We start from the raw sequence: 16,245 nt of genomic DNA, 5'->3' as shown, positions 1-16,245 counted from the left end.
CTGGGCGATCGGCAGCCCTTCGAGCACGATCACGAAGCCCGGCTGCTCGCCGGCCTTTTGCACGAGATCGGTCAGGCAGTCGTACAAACCATCGTAGTTCTTGCCGAAATGCTTCGGAAACAGAAACGATGTGGCAATGGTTTCGAGCACTTCCTGCTTGGTTTGCGCGTTCGCGCAGAACGCGTAGAGGAAATGCTGCTGCAGCCGCTGGGCTTCGTCCGCGAGATCCTGAACGCGAAACGCCCGGATCGACTGGACAATATTCGGCCGCACGGTCGAAAACAGGCTCATGGCCCCCTCGTTCGATGAAAGCGCCGCCTCCTTCTCGCGCGCCTCGCTGTCTTGCTTCAACTGCATGACGCGCTGGAACAGGTTGCCCTCCCCGGACGCGAACAGATCGCTCGCGACCCGCGGGTCGTGCGCGTAAACGTTATCGCTCATACCGCTCTTCCCGGTGTCAATCAATAATTCGCCTGAAACTGGCGTAGTGGTCGTCGGAATAGTAACAATCGTCGGTCTGCCTGCGCGGGCCGCCGCAAACGATGCGCCTCGCGCCGCGATTGTGCGCGTTCGGCGTCGGGACGGTGTACTCGTGATAGTAGCCCCGCCGGTGCGGTGGCAATATCCGCTCAAAATTGCCGAACACGACGCCGTCCTTCTCATAAGGGAACGGGCCGCCTGCTGCAATCAGGCTCAACGTGGTGACCGCCTCGCGTGGCAGTTCGTTGACCGAAATGCTGCCGACCGAAGCCCCCGCGTCGTCAGACTGGCTCGTCCGTGCCTGAGCGCCGCCTGCCGCGAGCGCCGCCGCTGCCATCAGCACGACCGACACCGCCCGCCGCACGCCCGCCAAACCGCTGCCAAAACAACGGGTTACACCAGGCATCGCGACCGGGCTGCCGGCAATACCGGCCTCGCTTTCCTTCCGCAACTCCATGCGCGCCATCACCTGGTTCCCGCTTCTCGGGTTACGCGTTCGACGACCATGAAAGATGTAAGGGTATCGCTAATGATGCCCGGAAGCAACGTTCGTCAGGCGGCGAACACCAGGACTCGACCGCGCACAAGGGTCAAAATGGTAAATTTTACAATTTCGTTTTCGGATTAAAGCCTGGTGACAAGCTTGGTCAACAGCTGGCCTTGCCGGCAAAAAAAATCGGCGCGCTCACAGGGAGCGCGCCGATTTTCGGGTGAGCGTCACCGGCGCTGCCGGTGCGATCGGGGAGTCAGCTTAACGCGACGCGTTCACATCCGCGACGAGCAGCGCCGTCATGTTGACGATGCGACGCACCGTGGCCGAAGCCGTGAGCACGTGCACCGGCTTCGCCGCGCCGAGCAGGATCGGCCCGATGGCGATGTTGTTGCCGGCCGCCGTCTTGAGCAGGTTGTAGGAGATGTTCGCCGCATCGATGTTCGGCATGATGAGCAGGTTCGCTTCGCCCTCGAGCGTCGACTCGGGCAGGATTTCCTTGCGCAGGTTCGCGTCGATTGCCACGTCGCCGTGCATCTCACCGTCCACCTGCAGGTTCGGCGCGCGCTCCTTCAAGATTTCGAGCAGGTCGCGCATTTTTTGCGCGGAAGGCGCGAGACTCGAACCGAAATTCGAGTGCGAGCACAGCGCGATCTTCGGCTCGATGCCAAAGCGGCGCACTTCGTCGGCCGCCATGATGGTGATTTCGGCGAGCTGTTCCGGCGTCGGGTCGACGTTGACGTGCGTGTCGGCGATGAAAATCTGCCGGTTCGGCAGCACCAGCGCGTTCATCGCCGCGTAGACGTTGCAGCCGGCCTTCTTGCCGATCACCTGGTCGATGAAGTGCAAATGGCGGTGCGTCGTGCTCACGGTGCCGCAGATCATGCCGTCGGCTTCGCCCTTCTCCACGAGCATCGAGCCGATCAGCGTAGTGCGGCGGCGCATTTCGATCTTCGCCATTTGCTGCGTGATGCCCTTGCGCGCCATGAGCTTCGCGTAGGTTTGCCAGAACTCGCGATAGCGCTCGTCATGGTCCGTGTTGACGACCGTGTAGTCCTGCCCCGCGACGAGCCGCAGGCCATAGCGCGCGATGCGCTGCTCGATCACGGCCGGGCGGCCGATCAGGATAGGCTTCGCGAGCTTTTCGTCGACGACGATCTGCACCGCGCGCAGGATGCGCTCTTCCTCGCCCTCGGCGAACACAATGCGCTTCTTCTCCGGCTCCACGGCGCGCGCGAGCTGGAAGATCGGCTTCATGGTCGTGCCGCTGTGGTAGACGAACTGCTGGAGGTGCTGCTCGTACGCGTCCATGTCCTCGATCGGACGAGTCGCGACGCCCGACTCCATCGCCGCGCGGGCGACGGCCGGCGCGATCTTGACGATCAGGCGCGGGTCGAAGGGCTTCGGAATGAGGTACTCGGGCCCGAACTGCAGATCCTGGATGCCGTAGGCCGTGGCGACGACGTCGCTCTGCTCCTGGCGCGCCAGCTCCGCAATGGCGTTCACGGCGGCAATTTCCATCTCGCGCGTAATGGTGGTCGCGCCCACGTCGAGCGCGCCGCGGAAGATGAACGGGAAGCACAGGACGTTGTTGACCTGATTCGGGTAGTCCGTGCGGCCCGTGGCGAGCACGGCGTCCGGGCGCACTTCGAGCGCGAGTTCCGGCAGGATTTCCGGCGTGGGGTTCGCGAGCGCCAGGATGAGCGGCTTCGCGGCCATCTGCTTGACCATGTCCTGCTTGAGCACGCCGCCAGCCGAAAGGCCGAGGAAAATATCGGCGCCTTCGATCACCTCGGCCAGCGTGCGCGCGTTCGTTTCGCGCGCAAAGCGCTCCTTGTCCGGGTCCATCAGCTCGGTGCGGCCCTTGTAGACCACGCCCGCGAGGTCGGTCACGACGATGTTTTCGAGCGGCAGGCCCAGATCGACGAGCAGGTCGAGGCAGGCCAGCGCCGCCGCGCCCGCGCCCGACGCGACGAGCTTCACTTCCTTGATGTCCTTGCCCACGACCTTCAGGCCGTTGGTGAACGCCGCCGCCACGACGATGGCCGTGCCGTGCTGGTCGTCGTGGAAGACCGGGATCTTCATGCGCTTGCGGGCTTCACGCTCGACGATGAAGCATTCCGGCGCCTTGATGTCTTCGAGATTGATGCCGCCGAACGTGGGCTCGAGCGCCGCGATCACCTCGACGAGCTTGTGCGGGTCCGACTCGTTGAGCTCGATGTCGAACACGTCGATGCCCGCGAACTTCTTGAAGAGCACCGCCTTGCCTTCCATGACGGGCTTCGAGGCGAGCGGCCCGATGTTGCCGAGGCCGAGCACCGCCGTGCCGTTGGACACGACGCCAACGAGGTTGCTGCGGGCCGTGAAACGCGCGGCGTTGAGTGGATTCTCGACGATCGCCTCGCACGCGAACGCGACACCCGGCGAGTACGCGAGCGAGAGATCGCGCTGGTTGATCATCTGCTTGGTCGGGGCGATCGCGATCTTCCCGGGTGTTGGGAACTCGTGATAATCGAGGGCGGCTTCGCGCAGCTTGTTCGTGGCGGGATTCGACATGGGAGGCAGGACGTTAGTGCAGATTAGAATAACAACTCGAACGCTGATTCGAACCCATTGTAGCGCCAATCTCCGAGCGCATTCTTTACAGTTCGGGCGCAGGTGCCGCGACCGCAATGAGGCGAACGCTGCACCGGCGCGCCCTTTGCCCACGCGGTTATGCCAATCGTCATAGACCTTTCGTCATGCTTTCCGAGTTCTCCCTGATCGACCGGTATTTCGCGCGACGTGCGCGCACGAACACCCAGCGCGCCGCGCTCGGTATCGGCGACGACTGCGCGCTCATCGCGCCCGACCCCGGCGAAATGCTGGCCGTTTCGACGGACATGCTGGTGGAAGGCCGCCACTTTTTCCCCGATATCGATGCGCACGCGCTCGGCCACAAGGCGCTCGCCGTGAATCTGTCCGATCTGGGCGCAATGGGCGCACGGCCGCTCGGCTTCACGCTCGCTTTCGCGCTGCCCAAGCCGGACGAGGACTGGCTCGCGGCCTTTAGCTCGGGACTCTTCGAGCTGGCCGACCGCTACAGTTGCGAGCTGATCGGAGGCGACACCACCGCGGGCCCGCTCAACCTGTGCCTGACGGTCTTCGGCTCGGTGCGGCAGGATGCCGCACTCCGGCGCGACACGGCGCAGGCAGGCGACGACATCTGGGTTTCCGGCACGCCCGGCGACGCACGCGCGGGCCTCGGCATGTTGCGCGGCGAATGGCCAGTGAGCGAGCAGGACGCCGCCCCCTTGCGCCGCGCTCTCGAGTACCCCGAGCCACGCGTGGCGCTCGGCCTCGCGCTGCGCGGCGTCGCGCGCGCGGCGCTCGACGTTTCGGACGGGCTGGCCGGCGACCTGCTGCACATATTGGAGCGCTCGCACCTTGCCGCGACGGTCGACGTGGACGCCCTGCCGCTATCGCCGGCGCTCGCACGCCTGCCGCGCGACGTGCAGCTGCAATGCGCGCTCGCGGGCGGCGACGATTACGAATTGTGCTTCACGGCCGCGCCGGCTCGGCGCGAGGCGGTTGAGGCAGCGGCGCAACAGGCCGGCGTGCGCGTCACGCGCATCGGTACAATGGGTTCCCTCGCTTCGCCCCAAGCCGCCCCCGCGATCGCCTGGCGCGACGCCGCGGGCACGCCGCTCAACCTGACGTTGCAAGGTTTCGACCACTTCCATGCAGACTGACCCCACGCCTTCGCCCGCCGACGAACTCGCGACGGCCGGGCGGCAGGCCAGCCCGGCTGGCGCGGCGTCCAACGCCGCCGCGCCCGGCGCGCGCGCCCAACCGGGCAGCCCGCGCCGCGCCAATGCCGCGTTCATGCTCACGCATCCGCTACACATCATCTCGCTCGGTTTCGGCTCGGGGCTCTCGCGCCTCGCGCCCGGCACGGCCGGCACGCTGTTCGCATGGGCTTCGTTCGAAGTGCTCAACCGCTACCTCAGCGTGACCGAGTGGGGCTTGCTGATCGTCGCGGGCTTCTTCGCGGGCATCGGCATCACGGGATTCACGGCGAACAAGCTGCGCACGGAGGACACATCGGCCATCGTTTGGGACGAGATCGTCGCGTTCTGGCTCGTGATGCTCATGATCACGCCCGTCGATTTCGTGAGCCGGCTTGCAGCCTTCTTCGTCTTCCGGTTTTTCGACATCGTGAAACCACCGCCCATCCGCTATTTCTACCGGCGCTTCAAGGGCGGCCTCGGCATCATGCTCGACGACATCGTCGCCGCGTTCTTCACGCTGCTCGTGATCGCGCTCTGGCGCATGTCGGTCTGACTGTTGGCCTAATCACGCCTCGCCGCCACCTCAACGGATTGCCCGCAATGCCTACCGATTCCGTCGTCCACCAACTCGCCATCCGCGTCGGCAACAAGCTGCGCGACGCTCGCATCATGCTCGCGACCGCCGAATCCTGCACGGGCGGCATGGTCGCCACCGCCATCACCGACATTTCCGGCAGCAGCGGCTGGTTCGAGCGCGGCTTCGTCACCTATTCGAACCAGGCGAAGACGGAGATGATCGGCGTGCCGCCCGAGCTCATCGAAAAATACGGCGCCGTGAGCGAACCCGTCGCGCACGCGATGGCCGAAGGCGCGCTGCGCAACAGCCGGGCACAAGTTTCGCTCGCCATTACCGGTGTCGCCGGTCCTGGCGGCGGCACGCCGGAAAAACCTGTCGGCATGGTGTCGTTCGGCTGGAGCAACCGGCTGCACACGAGCGTCGAGACGCTGGTCTTCAAGGGCGACCGCGAACAGATCCGCGTGCAGGCAGCCGCGCACGCGCTGCGCGGGCTGCTCGCGCTCATCGACGAGCAGGAACGCTGAAACCGGCCCGCGCGCGTTTGCACTGCTGTTTGCACTGCCGCCCGGGGCCCATCACGAAAGGCACACGCCATGGCAACCGCGAATGCCGCAGTCGAAGAACTGATCCGCCGCTTCGGGCTCGAACCGCACCCCGAGGGCGGCTACTACAGCGAAACCTACCGCGCCGACAAGCTCGTGCGACGCGAGAGCGCGAGCGCCGCCGAGGGCACGCGCGCGGCTTCCACCGCCATCTATTTCCTGCTCTCGGAAGGCGCCTATTCGGCGTGGCACCGCATCCGATCGGACGAGCTCTGGCACTTCTACGCGGGTTCGCCCATCGAAATCCATTCGATCGACGATCGCGGCGTGCTCTCCACGCGCAAGCTCGGCCACGCGCTCGAGCACCCCGGCACGGTCTTTCAGGCCGTGGTGCCGGCGGGGCACTGGTTCGCGGCGCGCTGCTGCGATCCTTCCACGTATGCGCTCGTGGGCTGCACGGTGGCGCCTGGGTTCGAGTTCAGCGAGTTCGAGATCGCCGATACGAACAAGCTCGCCGAGAAGTTTCCGCTGCATCGCGCGATCATCGAGTTGCTCGGCAAGCCTGCCGCGGTCGCGAAGAAAGATTGAGCCGCACGGCGCGTATCGAGAATCGCGCGAAGAGCGACGCATCCGAAGACGTGCCGATAAATGCGCACTACCCGGCTTTACTTTGCATTACTTATTGATACTCGCTGCGACTTCTGCAATGCACGCGCAGCGCGGGTAAGTGAACACGATCGAATGGGACGCAACAGCGTCTCCATATCTATCACCCGGATTCCGACTTAATTCGTTGTGCTATTTAAATCAAGCACAATGCTCAGGGCCTGGCAGTGCCAGGCCCTGAGCCAACCGAACCGCAATCAACGGTACGCGTTGATGCGATCGCGCGTTTCCCTCGCAACCGTCGCAGCCGCCGCTACGTAGTCGTCGCCCTTGCTCGCGTAGAGGATCGCGCGCGACGAGTTGATGAGCATGCCCGTGCCGTTCGCGGTGCGGCCAGCGCGTACGGTCGCTTCGACGTCGCCGCCTTGCGCGCCGATGCCGGGAATCAGCAGCGGCATGTCGCCCACGATCGCGCGCACCGCTTCGATTTCCTTCGGGAACGTTGCGCCCACCACAAGGCCCAGTTCGCCGCTCGCGTTCCACTTTTGCGCGGCGAGCGCGGCCACGACCTGGTAGAGCGGCTTGCCGTCGGTGGTGAGGAACTGCAGATCGGAGCCACCCGGGTTCGAGGTGCGGCACAGCACGATCACGCCCTTGCCCGTGTGAGCGAGCCACGGCTCGATCGAATCGAAGCCCATATAGGGATTGACGGTCACCGCGTCGGCCTTGAAGCGCTCGAACGCCTCGCGCGCGTATTGCTCGGCCGTGCTGCCAATGTCGCCGCGCTTGGCGTCGAGAATGACGGGCAGGCCAGGATGCTTCTCGTGGATGTGGGCGATCAGCGCTTCGAGCTGGTCTTCGGCGCGGTGCGCGGCGAAGTACGCGATCTGCGGCTTGAACGAGCACGCGTAGGGCGCGGTGGCGTCGACGATGTCGCGGCAGAATTCGAAGATCGCGTCGCTGCGGCCGGCCAGCGCGGCCGGGAATTTCGTGGGCTCGGGGTCGAGGCCGACGCACAGTAGCGAGCCGGTACGCTGCCAGGCGGCCTGGAGGGTCTGGGAGAACGAGGTCATGATGGGTGCTCGCGGCGAGCCGTTGGTGGGAAAACGGCGCGTATTTTACCCGGCTCGCGATGCGGCGCCGCGCCGCGGCACCGCCATCGAACGCTTTGCCTGCCTCAGCGCGCCTGCGCGCGCACCCGCGCTCCCTTGCCGCCGCGCCCGCCCGTACGCCCCCGCGCGCCCGCCCGGTGGGGGCTCGCCGCCGCACGCATGTCCATGCGCTCGACGGTGAAACTGAACCGCCGCACGAGCCGCTCGCCATGTGCGAGCACGGTCATGCCGTTGGCGTCGCCGCCGCCGCGCAGATTCACGGCATTGATCGGGTGATCGACGGGCTCGAAGCAGAAGAAGTCCTCGCCGGGCGGCGTGTAGAGCACGTAGTAGTCGGTGTTCGCGCAGATCGAGAGCGAAAGCCGGCGACGCTCCCACACCACGGCCGCGCGCCCGCTCCAGCCGCTGAACGCGTGGTTCACGAGCTGGTCGGGCAGCGGGTAGGCCACACCGAACTGCCAGGCCGGCGGCGCGGGCACGTGGCGCAGCGGCAGCCAGTCCGCGCCCGAAAGCCACAGGCCGCTTGCCGGCGCGGAAAGCTCAGTGCTCGCGTCGCGCGCGAGAAACGGGTGCACGCCGAGACCGAACGGCAGCGCATCGCGGCCCGTGTTTTCCACTTCGAGTGCGATCTCGAGCGTCGCGCCATCGAGCGCGTAAGCGAGCGCCGCGCGGTACGCATACGGCTCACCGTCGCTACGATCGAGCACGAGGCGCACACGCTCGCGATCGGCGCTTTCGATGCTCCACGGCGCGAGCCACCCATCGCCGTGGATCGGCAGCGGCTCGCTCGCGCGATTGCGCGGCACCTCGATGTCGCGGCCGCCGAAGTGAAAGCGCCCCTCGCCGATGCGGTTCGAATACGGCAGCAGCGGGTAGCACGCAAGCTCGTTCGGGTCCATGCGCGCGCTCACACGCTCGCAGCGCCGGAACACGGGTTCGAGCGCGCCTTCGCTGCGCCAGTCGAAGCGTGTGATTCCGCCGCCCAGCTGGGGCGCGACGTCGAGCCTCAAATACGCGTTCGCAAGCGTCACGCAGGCCACATCGCTGGTGCCCGCCGCTCCGATCGCCACGGCCGAGGTGCTCGGCCCCGGCAGCACGGGATGCGTAGCGGCTTCGAGCCGCGCACGGCGCGCGGCGGCAGGAGAAGTGGACGATGGTGATGAAGCCGCCGCGCTCGGCACGGAGGCCGGCGCGGCGGGAGACACGGTGGAACGGGTAGGTCGACGCACAGCGGAATTCGCGACGCTCATAAGATGCTCCTCGAGAGGCATGTTCGATTGCCGCCGCAAAAGGCGGCGCACCGGTGGCCTGCCGTTTCCCTCGCGCTCACTCTCGCAGGGGCCGGCGGCCGCTTCTTGTGTTCGCCCTTCTCCTTCTGGTCTTACTTGCACGGCCGACTGCACACTACCGATCGACTGCATCTGTTGCCGAACTGCAACGACTATCCGTCTGTTTGCTTCGTGTGCTCGCTGCGATGAGCAGTGCTTTCATCGAAGGCGGCGCACACGGGCTGCCCTTCCGAAACGATCCGATCAAGTTTTCAGGCTGCGCTGAATACAACCGCCTCAAGCACGTCGATGCCCCTGGAAGCGCGGCTCCTCAAGGCCGCGGCGGCCGACCCGCACCGCGAACACGCCGCCCGCCTGGGGTTCGCGCGCGAGCGTTGCCTCATCCATTTCCTCGCGCGCGCTCGTGACGTAAAGCGTATCCAGAAGCGCACCGCCGAGCGTAACGCAGCTTGGCTGCGCTGTGGGAATCTTTACGCGCTCCATTTCCCTGCCATCGGCGCCATAACGCACCACGCGCGCGCCGCCCCACTGGGCATTCCAGAGACCACCCTCGGCGTCGACGGTCGAGCCGTCCGGCACGCCGGTGTCGTCCGCGAGCGTCACGAATGTGCGCTGGTTTGCAATCGTTCCATCGGCGCCGTAATCGCATGCACGGATTTCGCGCGTCGGCGAGTCGCAGTAGTACATCGTCGCGCCGTCCGGGCTGAACGCGATGCTGTTCGAGATCGCGGGCGCCGGCAGCGGCAGGCGTTCGAGCGTGAGGTCGTGATTCAGGCGATAGAAGCCGCCGATCGCCTGCCTCGGCGACCCCTCGTACTTCGTGCCGAACACGAAGCGGCCCAGGCGGTCGCAGCGCCCGTCGTTCAGCCGCGTCGGCACACCGGGCTCGACCTCGACGATCGTTTCGATCGCGCCGGTTTCCAGATCGAAGAACGCGAGGCGCGAAGCGAGGCCGAGCAGCAGCGTGCGCTCGTCCTCGCACAGCGCGAAGCACGCGAGGCGCTCGGGCATCTCCCACGTCACGTGCTTGCCGTCGCGCGCGTCGTAGCGCGCAAGGCGCTTGCCTTCGATGTCGGTCCAGTAGAGCCGGCCGCTGCGCGCGCACCACGTCGCGCCTTCGCCCAGCTCGCATTTCGAGTCGACGAGCAGTTCGGCCACGACGTCGCTCGAAGCGCCTTCGTTTGCGCTCATGCCCAGCCTCCGTCCACGATGACCTCCTGCGAAGTGAGCATGCGGCTGTCATCGGCGGCGAGAAAGAGCGCCATGCGCGCGAGATCCTCGGGCAACAACTCCGCGTCGATGCACTGGCCGCGCTTGATGGCCTCGCGCCCTTCGTCGGTGAGCCAGAGGCGGCGCTGCTTCTCCGTCATGACCCAGCCCGGCAAGAGCGAGTTCACGCGGATGCCGAAACGCCCGAGATCCTTCGCGAGCCCGCGCGTGAGCCCCTGCACCGCCGACTTGCTCATCGTGTAGACCGGCATTTCGGACTGCTTGAGGAGCCAGCTGATCGAGCCGAGGTTGATGATCGAGCCCGCGCGCGCGGCCTTCATGTCCTCCGCCACGGCCTGCACCGCGAAGAGCTGGTGCCGCAGGTTCACGGCGACGCCCGCGTCGAACGACTCGGGCGTGACCTCGGCCAGCGTGTGGCGGCGGTCGTTCGCAGCGTTGTTCACGAGCACTTCGATGGGCCCGAGCGCGCTCTTCACGTCGGCGATGCCGGCGCGCAACGCGGCGATATCGGTGAGATCGCAGGCCACGAAAAGCGGCTTGTGGCGCGAATCGCCTAGTTCGTCGGCGAGCGCCTGGCCCGCGCTCGTGTCGATATCGAAGAACGCGACGCGCGCACCCTGCGCCGCGAAGTGCTCGACGAACGACGCGCCGATTCCGGTCGCGCCGCCCGTGATGAGGACCACGCGATCCACGAGGCTCGGATAGCGTGCGTAGTTTTCATGCGCGTGACGCGCTTTTGCATCGGCGGGTCTGGCGAAATCCGACATCGTTCAATACTCCTCGTTGTGCATCAATCGCGTATGCCGCGGTTCTTCAACTGGTCGAGCAGCACCGCCGCGAGCAGGATCGCGCCGCGCACGAGGTACTGGTAGAACGCGTCGATGTTGAGCAGGTTCATCACGTTCTCGACGGTGCCCATGATCAGCACGCCGATCACCACGCCCGAGATCGTCGCGCGGCCGCCCAGCAGCGACACGCCGCCCAGCACGCACGCGGAGATCACGTTCAGCTCGAAGCCCTCGGCCGCGTTCGGCTGGCCCGACGTGATGCGCGAGGCGAGGATCACGCCCGCAAGCGCCGTGACCGCGCCCTGGATCAGGAAGATCCACACGCGCGTGCGCTCGACCTTGATGCCGGCGAGGCGCGACGCTTCGGGATTGCCGCCGATGGCGAGCGTGTTGCGCCCGTACACCGTGTGGTTGAGCATCACGCCGAACACGATGAAGCAGATGAGCGTGACCCAGATCGGCAGTTGCACGCCGAAGAACGACGCCGTGCCCATGGCGATGAACGTGTCCGACGAAACGCCCACGGCCTGGCCGTGCGAGACGATGAAGCCAAAGCCCCGCACGATCTCCATGGTGGCGAGCGTGGTGATCAGCGCGTTGATGCGCAGATACGCGATCACCGCGCCATTCACGAAGCCGATCGCGGCCCCTGCCGCCACGGCCGCCGCGATCGCGATGAACGTGTTGTTCGTCGCATTGAGCACCATCGCGCAGAGCACGCCCGCGAACGCGATGATCGAGCCCACGGAAAGGTCGAAGTCGCGCGAGGCGAGACAGAACATCATCGTGCAGGACACCATGCCGATCTGCGAGACCGACAGGGCGAGACCGAGCATGTTCTCGATCGAGAAAAAGTGATCGACGGTCAGCGACATCACGAGGAACATGACCGCGAAAATCACGATCAGGCTGTACTCGGTCATCTGCTGCCACCACTTCTGCTTGTCGCTGACACTCGGAATCAGCGCGTCGGCGACGCTCTTGGCCGTGCTGTTGGCCGTGCTGTTGGCCGTGCTGTTGGCCGCGCTGTTGCCAGATTCAGCCGCCAGGTTTTCTCTTGCTTGCATTTCAGTCACTCCTCCCCGTCCACTCATGCGGCCAACGCCTTCGCGCGCTGCGGCAGCGCGAGGTCAAGCACCGCGTGTTCGCTCGCCGCGCTGCGCGGCAACTCGCCCGAAATGCGGCCTTCGCGCATCACCACGATGCGATCCGACACGCCGAGCACCTCCGGCAATTCCGACGACACCATCACGATCGCGCAGCCGCGCGCGGCGAGCTGATAGATCACGTTGTAAATTTCATGCTTCGCGCCGACGTCGATGCCGCGCGTCGGCTCGTCGAGAATCACGACCTTAAGGTCGGGCTCGGCGAGCCAGCGCGAAAGAATCGCTTTCTGCTGGTTGCCGCCCGAAAGGAAGCGGATCTTCTGGCGCCGGCTCGGCGTCTTGATCTTCAGCAGCTTGATGAAGCGATCGGCCGTTTCGGCTTCCTTCTTGCGATCGAGGAACATGCCGGCACGCAGGAAATGCCGCCGGCAGCTGATGTTGATGTTCTCCGAAACCGTTGCCATCGCAACGATGCCCTGCTCCTTGCGGTCTTCCGGGCACAGCACGATGCCGTGACGAATCGCGTCGCTCGCGCTCTTCACGCGAATCGGCTTGCCGTCCAGTTCGATCTCGCCCGCGCGCCGCTTGTGCGTGCCGTAGATCAATTGCATGAGCTCGCTGCGCCCCGCGCCCACGAGCCCGAAGAAGCCGACGATCTCGCCCGCCTTCACCTCGAAGCTCGCCGGCTCGGCGAGCGGACGCCCTTGAATGCCGCGCACCGCGAAGCGCACGTTGCCGTGCTCGCGCGGCGCATAGTTGTAGATGTCGCTGATCTCGCGGCCCACCATTTCGGCCACGAGCGTTTCGCGTTTCACCTCTTCGAGCTTCTCGTGCGAGGCGACCTTGCGGCCGTCGCGGAAGATCGTGCAGGCGTTGCAAAGCTCGTAGATCTCGTCCATGCGGTGCGAGATGTAGATGAGCGCGCGGTTGTCGGCACGCAATTCACGCACGAGCTTGAACAGCACCTCGGTCTCGCGGTGCGAAAGCGAGCTGGTCGGCTCGTCGAGCGCGATCACGCGCGCGTTGCGCAAGAGCGCCTTGCAGATCTCCACCATCTGACGCTGCGCGATGGAGAGCCTGCCGAGCTTCGCGGCCGGATCGAGGTCCACGCCCATCGCCGCCAGCCGCTCGCGCACGAACCTGCGCGCCTCGCCGCGCTTCACCCAGCCAAACGCATTGGGCAGCGCGCCGAGCAGCAGGTTTTCGGCGACCGTGAGGTCGGGCACGTATTGCAGTTCCTGGTGGATCACGGCGATGCCCGCGCCGATCGAGGCGGCCGCATCGGGGAAATGCACCTCATTGCCGTCGATCAGGATGCGGCCGGAATCGGGCTGATACTCGCCGCCGAGAATCTTCAGCAGCGTGGACTTGCCCGCCCCGTTCTCGCCCATGAGGCCGTGCACCTCGCCCGCGCGCACCTCGAACGACACGCTGTCGAGCGCGCGCACGCCCGGGAACACCTTGCCGATATTGTCAAAACGTAGTGTCGCTGACACTTCGGTTTCCTCTCATTCGATACGCTGCGGGCGCGGCCGGCGAGACTTTGCTTCGCCGGCCGCCCCGCAACGGGAAACACTTCAAACCACTGCTTCAGCCTTACTTCGCAGCGAGACCCATCTCCTGGCGCACCTGGTTCACGTTGTCGCGCGTGGCCAGCATGCCGGTCGTGAGCGTGAGCAGCGGCGGCTCCTTGCCTTGCGTGATCCACGTGTACATCAGGTCCGAAGTTTCCTCGCCGTGGCGCTTCGGGCTGATGATGACGGTGCCGTAGAAGCCGGTCGCCTCGGGCTTCTTGAACTCGTTGAGCGCCGAGTCCGAACCGCCGATGCCGATGCCGATCATGTTGTCGGCCTTGAAGCCGCGGCCTTCCGCTGCGCGCACGGCGCCGAGCACGGCTTCGTCGTTCAGGCCGTAGGCCACCCAGTGCTTGAACTGCGGGTTCTTCGTGAGTGCGATATTGGCGGCGTTGAAGGCGTTTTCCGTGTCGGTCTTCGCTTGCGGCGCCTGGACAATGTTCGCCTTCGGGAAGCCGGCGGCCACGAGCGCGTCGGTGGCGCCCGACGTGCGGTCGTGCGCGGTCGGCAGCTGCTCATAGGTCACGTCGATCGCGCCGACGTCCTTCATGTCCCAGCCACGCTTCTTGATTTCGGCAGCAATGCCGTCGCCCACCTGCTTGCCGATGTTGTACGCGGAGATGCCCATGTGCGGCACCGACTCGATCGGCTTGCCCGAGCCATCTACCAGACGGTCGTCCACCGTCATCATCTTCAGGTTGTCGGCCTTCGCCTTGGCGACGATGCCCGGCCCGAGCTTGACGTCAGGAGTACAGATGATGAAGCCCTGCGCCTTCTGGGCGGCGAGGTTGTCGATCGCGCTCATCACTTTCTCGCCCGAAGGCGCGCCGATCTTCACCAGCGTGAAGCCTTTTTGCTTCGCGGCGATTTCCGCGAACTTCCACTCGTCCTGGAACCACGGCTCTTCGGGCTGCTTCACGAGAAAGCCGATCTTCACCTGGTCGGCCGCCTGTGCGATGGGCGCCCCGGCGAGCGTCGCGCTCGTGGCAACCGCGGCGGCCATCAGCGTCAGAAAGATACGTCGTTGCATGTTGTCAGTCTCCTGTCTTCTTCAGTCACGGGAAGGGTGTCTGGCCGCCTCTTCTTTTTCCCGCCGCGGCGCGCGGCCAGCGCTGCGGCGGATTCCTGCATTTTGCGTTTGCTTCGTGATGCGAAATGTTGCCTTCTGCTCGATCGGGACTAGTCGTGGTACAGCGCCGTGCGGCCTCCGTCGATCGTGATGCAGCTCGCGTTGATGAACGGTGCTTCGTCCGAAGCCAGGAACACCGCCGTCATCGCGACTTCCTCGGGGCGCCCGATGCGCTTCATCGGCGGCAGGTCGAGCGTCGCCTTGCGCGCCGCTTGCGGGTCGGGTTGGGCGTTCCACCAGTCGTGCGTGAGCTGCGTTTCGATGTAGCCCGGCGCAATGGCGTTCACACGTACGTTCCTCGGCGCGTATTCGATGCCGAGCGCGCGCGTCAGGCCAATCACGCCGTGCTTCGCGACCGGATACGGAAAGCAGCCCGGAATGATCTGGAACGCGTGCGTCGAAGCGATGTTGACGATGCTGCCCGCGCCGCGCCCGACCATGCCCGGCAGCACCGCGCGGCAGCCGTTCCACACGCCGTCCAGGTCGACGGCGAAGCAGCGCCGCCAGTCTTCGTCGGTCATCGTGAGCGGGTCGGCGAACACGTTGATGCCGGCGTTGTTCACGAGCACGTCGACCGGGCCGAACGCGCGTTGCGCCTCTTCCACGGCAGCGTGCACCGAGGCGGGCTGCGTCACGTCGGTTTGCACGGCGAGCGTCTGCGCGCCTTCAACCGCGCCTGCGATCTCGCGGGCCGTGGCCTCGGCGCTCGCGCCATCGAGCTCGGCGAGCACGACGGCCGCACCCTCGCCCGCGAACGCGCGCGCGATCGCCGCGCCTATGCCTCGGCCGGCGCCGGTCACGATCGCGACCTTGCCCGCGAGCCGGTTCACGCGTTCGCTCCTTGCGTGCGCACTGTCGCCTTCCACCCTTCGATGAAGGCCAGCGCGCTGGCGCGCGTCGCGGCCACGTCCTGACCCGGCTTGTACAGCGCCGAGCCAAGGCCGAAGCCGCTCGCGCCCGCCGCCAGCTGCGGCCCCATGTTGTCGGGCTTCACGCCGCCCACGGGCAGAAGCGGCACGACCGCCGGAATCACCGCGCGCCACGCTTTCGTCACGGCCGGGCCGAGCTGCTCGGCGGGGAACATCTTGAGCGCATCCGCGCCGTGCCTGAGCGCCGCGAACGCTTCGGTCGGCGTCGCCACGCCCGGCACGCACGCGAGGCCCTGCAGCTTCGCGGCGAGAATCACGTCGGTGTCGGCGTGCGGCATCACGACGAGTTCACCGCCCGCATCCCTCACGTCGCGCACGCGCTCGGGCGTGAGCACCGTGCCCGCGCCGATCATCGCGTCCTCGGGCAACGCTTCGCGCAGCGCCGCAATGCTGTCGAGCGGCTGCGGCGAATTGAGCGGCACCTCGACGATCCGGAAGCCCGCTTCGTAAAGCGCGCGGCCATGCGCGGCGGCCTCGGCAGGCTTGATGCCGCGCACGATCGCGATCATGCGACACGCGGCGAATGCGGCGACAAAGCCCGCATGCGGCATGTACGGGGCGGGCAGGTTCAGTTCGGGTTCCATATCGGCTTCCTGTTGCTTCGTGTCTGGTTCGTGCGTGAT

General features: G+C 66.1%; 16 protein-coding genes. 4 read left to right on the top strand and 12 right to left on the bottom strand.

Annotated features, from left to right (window positions below; all coding sequences use genetic code 11):
- The 3 genes from VMJ11_RS01785 to VMJ11_RS01775 form a co-directional block, all read right to left on the bottom strand.
- A partial coding sequence (locus tag VMJ11_RS01785) for a barstar family protein (RefSeq protein WP_325616318.1) occupies positions 1-441 on the bottom strand: 441 nt, incomplete at its 3' end.
- A 16-nt stretch (positions 442-457) separates the two neighbouring features.
- Complete coding sequence (locus VMJ11_RS01780) at positions 458-817, bottom strand: ribonuclease (RefSeq protein WP_325616320.1); 360 nt, start codon at positions 815-817, stop codon at positions 458-460.
- A 414-nt stretch (positions 818-1,231) separates the two neighbouring features.
- On the bottom strand, positions 1,232-3,526 hold the full coding sequence (locus VMJ11_RS01775) for an NADP-dependent malic enzyme (protein WP_325616316.1): 2,295 nt from the start codon (positions 3,524-3,526) through the stop codon (positions 1,232-1,234).
- Between the two features lie 185 nt (positions 3,527-3,711).
- Between VMJ11_RS01775 and thiL the strand changes: the two genes are divergently transcribed.
- From thiL to VMJ11_RS01755, 4 genes are all read left to right on the top strand, one after another.
- Positions 3,712-4,701: a thiamine-phosphate kinase gene (gene thiL / locus VMJ11_RS01770; RefSeq protein WP_325616314.1), complete on the top strand. Its 990-nt coding sequence runs from the start codon at positions 3,712-3,714 to the stop codon at positions 4,699-4,701.
- Complete coding sequence (locus tag VMJ11_RS01765) at positions 4,691-5,293, top strand: phosphatidylglycerophosphatase A (protein WP_325616312.1); 603 nt, start codon at positions 4,691-4,693, stop codon at positions 5,291-5,293. The genes thiL and VMJ11_RS01765 overlap by 11 nt, the downstream gene beginning before the upstream one ends.
- Before the next feature lie 47 nt (positions 5,294-5,340).
- The gene (locus VMJ11_RS01760; RefSeq protein WP_325616311.1) at positions 5,341-5,841 is read left to right on the top strand and encodes a CinA family protein; all 501 of its coding nucleotides are present in this window, start codon (positions 5,341-5,343) and stop codon (positions 5,839-5,841) included.
- Between the two features lie 69 nt (positions 5,842-5,910).
- Entirely contained in the window at positions 5,911-6,447 is a 537-nt protein-coding gene (locus tag VMJ11_RS01755) for a cupin domain-containing protein (protein ID WP_325616309.1), read from the top strand.
- Positions 6,448-6,722: 275 nt separating this feature from the next.
- On the opposite strand, the gene pyrF is transcribed toward VMJ11_RS01755, so the two are convergent.
- The 9 genes from pyrF to VMJ11_RS01710 all read right to left on the bottom strand — a co-directional run bounded on the left by pyrF (position 6,723) and on the right by VMJ11_RS01710 (position 16,206).
- Positions 6,723-7,538 (bottom strand): orotidine-5'-phosphate decarboxylase, encoded by an 816-nt coding sequence (pyrF, locus tag VMJ11_RS01750; RefSeq protein ID WP_325616307.1) that lies wholly within the window; start codon positions 7,536-7,538, stop codon positions 6,723-6,725.
- 104 nt (positions 7,539-7,642) lie between these two features.
- Positions 7,643-8,827, bottom strand: coding sequence for an aldose 1-epimerase (locus VMJ11_RS01745; protein WP_325616304.1), 1,185 nt, complete (start codon positions 8,825-8,827; stop codon positions 7,643-7,645).
- Between the two features lie 315 nt (positions 8,828-9,142).
- Positions 9,143-10,057, bottom strand: a complete 915-nt coding sequence (locus VMJ11_RS01740) for an SMP-30/gluconolactonase/LRE family protein (protein ID WP_325616300.1) — start codon at positions 10,055-10,057, stop codon at positions 9,143-9,145.
- On the bottom strand, positions 10,054-10,863 hold the full coding sequence (locus VMJ11_RS01735; RefSeq protein WP_325616296.1) for an SDR family oxidoreductase: 810 nt from the start codon (positions 10,861-10,863) through the stop codon (positions 10,054-10,056). The genes VMJ11_RS01740 and VMJ11_RS01735 overlap by 4 nt, the downstream gene beginning before the upstream one ends.
- A 23-nt stretch (positions 10,864-10,886) precedes the next feature.
- On the bottom strand, positions 10,887-11,951 hold the full coding sequence (gene araH / locus VMJ11_RS01730; RefSeq protein ID WP_325616293.1) for an L-arabinose ABC transporter permease AraH: 1,065 nt from the start codon (positions 11,949-11,951) through the stop codon (positions 10,887-10,889).
- 23 nt (positions 11,952-11,974) lie between these two features.
- Positions 11,975-13,486: an L-arabinose ABC transporter ATP-binding protein AraG gene (gene araG / locus VMJ11_RS01725; protein WP_325616291.1), complete on the bottom strand. Its 1,512-nt coding sequence runs from the start codon at positions 13,484-13,486 to the stop codon at positions 11,975-11,977.
- Between the two features lie 100 nt (positions 13,487-13,586).
- Positions 13,587-14,594 carry an arabinose ABC transporter substrate-binding protein gene (locus tag VMJ11_RS01720; protein ID WP_325616289.1) on the bottom strand — a complete coding sequence of 336 codons (1,008 nt, stop codon included), beginning with the start codon at positions 14,592-14,594 and terminating at the stop codon, positions 13,587-13,589.
- Positions 14,595-14,743: 149 nt separating this feature from the next.
- Positions 14,744-15,523 (bottom strand): SDR family oxidoreductase, encoded by a 780-nt coding sequence (locus VMJ11_RS01715; protein WP_325616287.1) that lies wholly within the window; start codon positions 15,521-15,523, stop codon positions 14,744-14,746.
- The gene (locus VMJ11_RS01710) at positions 15,520-16,206 is read right to left on the bottom strand and encodes a 2-dehydro-3-deoxy-6-phosphogalactonate aldolase (protein ID WP_325616286.1); all 687 of its coding nucleotides are present in this window, start codon (positions 16,204-16,206) and stop codon (positions 15,520-15,522) included. Before VMJ11_RS01710 ends, VMJ11_RS01715 begins: the two co-directional genes overlap by 4 nt.
- Positions 16,207-16,245 lie beyond the last annotated feature (39 nt).

This window comes from Paraburkholderia sp., from assembly GCF_035501035.1.
In the GTDB taxonomy this organism is placed as follows: Bacteria; Pseudomonadota; Gammaproteobacteria; order Burkholderiales; family Burkholderiaceae; genus Paraburkholderia.
This window is presented reverse-complemented; position numbering and strand designations above follow the sequence as displayed.

Excerpts from the sequence above, each read along its gene's own strand:
- VMJ11_RS01740 (WP_325616300.1), bottom strand. The coding sequence starts at position 10,057 with ATGAGCGCAAACGAAGGCGCTTCGAGCGACGTCGTGGCCGAACTGCTC.
- thiL (WP_325616314.1), top strand. The coding sequence starts at position 3,712 with ATGCTTTCCGAGTTCTCCCTGATCGACCGGTATTTCGCGCGACGTGCG.
- VMJ11_RS01760 (WP_325616311.1), top strand. The coding sequence starts at position 5,341 with ATGCCTACCGATTCCGTCGTCCACCAACTCGCCATCCGCGTCGGCAAC.
- VMJ11_RS01755 (WP_325616309.1), top strand. The coding sequence starts at position 5,911 with ATGGCAACCGCGAATGCCGCAGTCGAAGAACTGATCCGCCGCTTCGGG.
- VMJ11_RS01775 (WP_325616316.1), bottom strand. The coding sequence starts at position 3,526 with ATGTCGAATCCCGCCACGAACAAGCTGCGCGAAGCCGCCCTCGATTAT.
- VMJ11_RS01765 (WP_325616312.1), top strand. The coding sequence starts at position 4,691 with ATGCAGACTGACCCCACGCCTTCGCCCGCCGACGAACTCGCGACGGCC.
- VMJ11_RS01780 (WP_325616320.1), bottom strand. The coding sequence starts at position 817 with ATGGCAGCGGCGGCGCTCGCGGCAGGCGGCGCTCAGGCACGGACGAGC.
- pyrF (WP_325616307.1), bottom strand. The coding sequence starts at position 7,538 with ATGACCTCGTTCTCCCAGACCCTCCAGGCCGCCTGGCAGCGTACCGGC.
- araH (WP_325616293.1), bottom strand. The coding sequence starts at position 11,951 with ATGCAAGCAAGAGAAAACCTGGCGGCTGAATCTGGCAACAGCGCGGCC.
- VMJ11_RS01720 (WP_325616289.1), bottom strand. The coding sequence starts at position 14,594 with ATGCAACGACGTATCTTTCTGACGCTGATGGCCGCCGCGGTTGCCACG.
- VMJ11_RS01710 (WP_325616286.1), bottom strand. The coding sequence starts at position 16,206 with ATGGAACCCGAACTGAACCTGCCCGCCCCGTACATGCCGCATGCGGGC.
- VMJ11_RS01735 (WP_325616296.1), bottom strand. The coding sequence starts at position 10,863 with ATGTCGGATTTCGCCAGACCCGCCGATGCAAAAGCGCGTCACGCGCAT.
- VMJ11_RS01745 (WP_325616304.1), bottom strand. The coding sequence starts at position 8,827 with ATGAGCGTCGCGAATTCCGCTGTGCGTCGACCTACCCGTTCCACCGTG.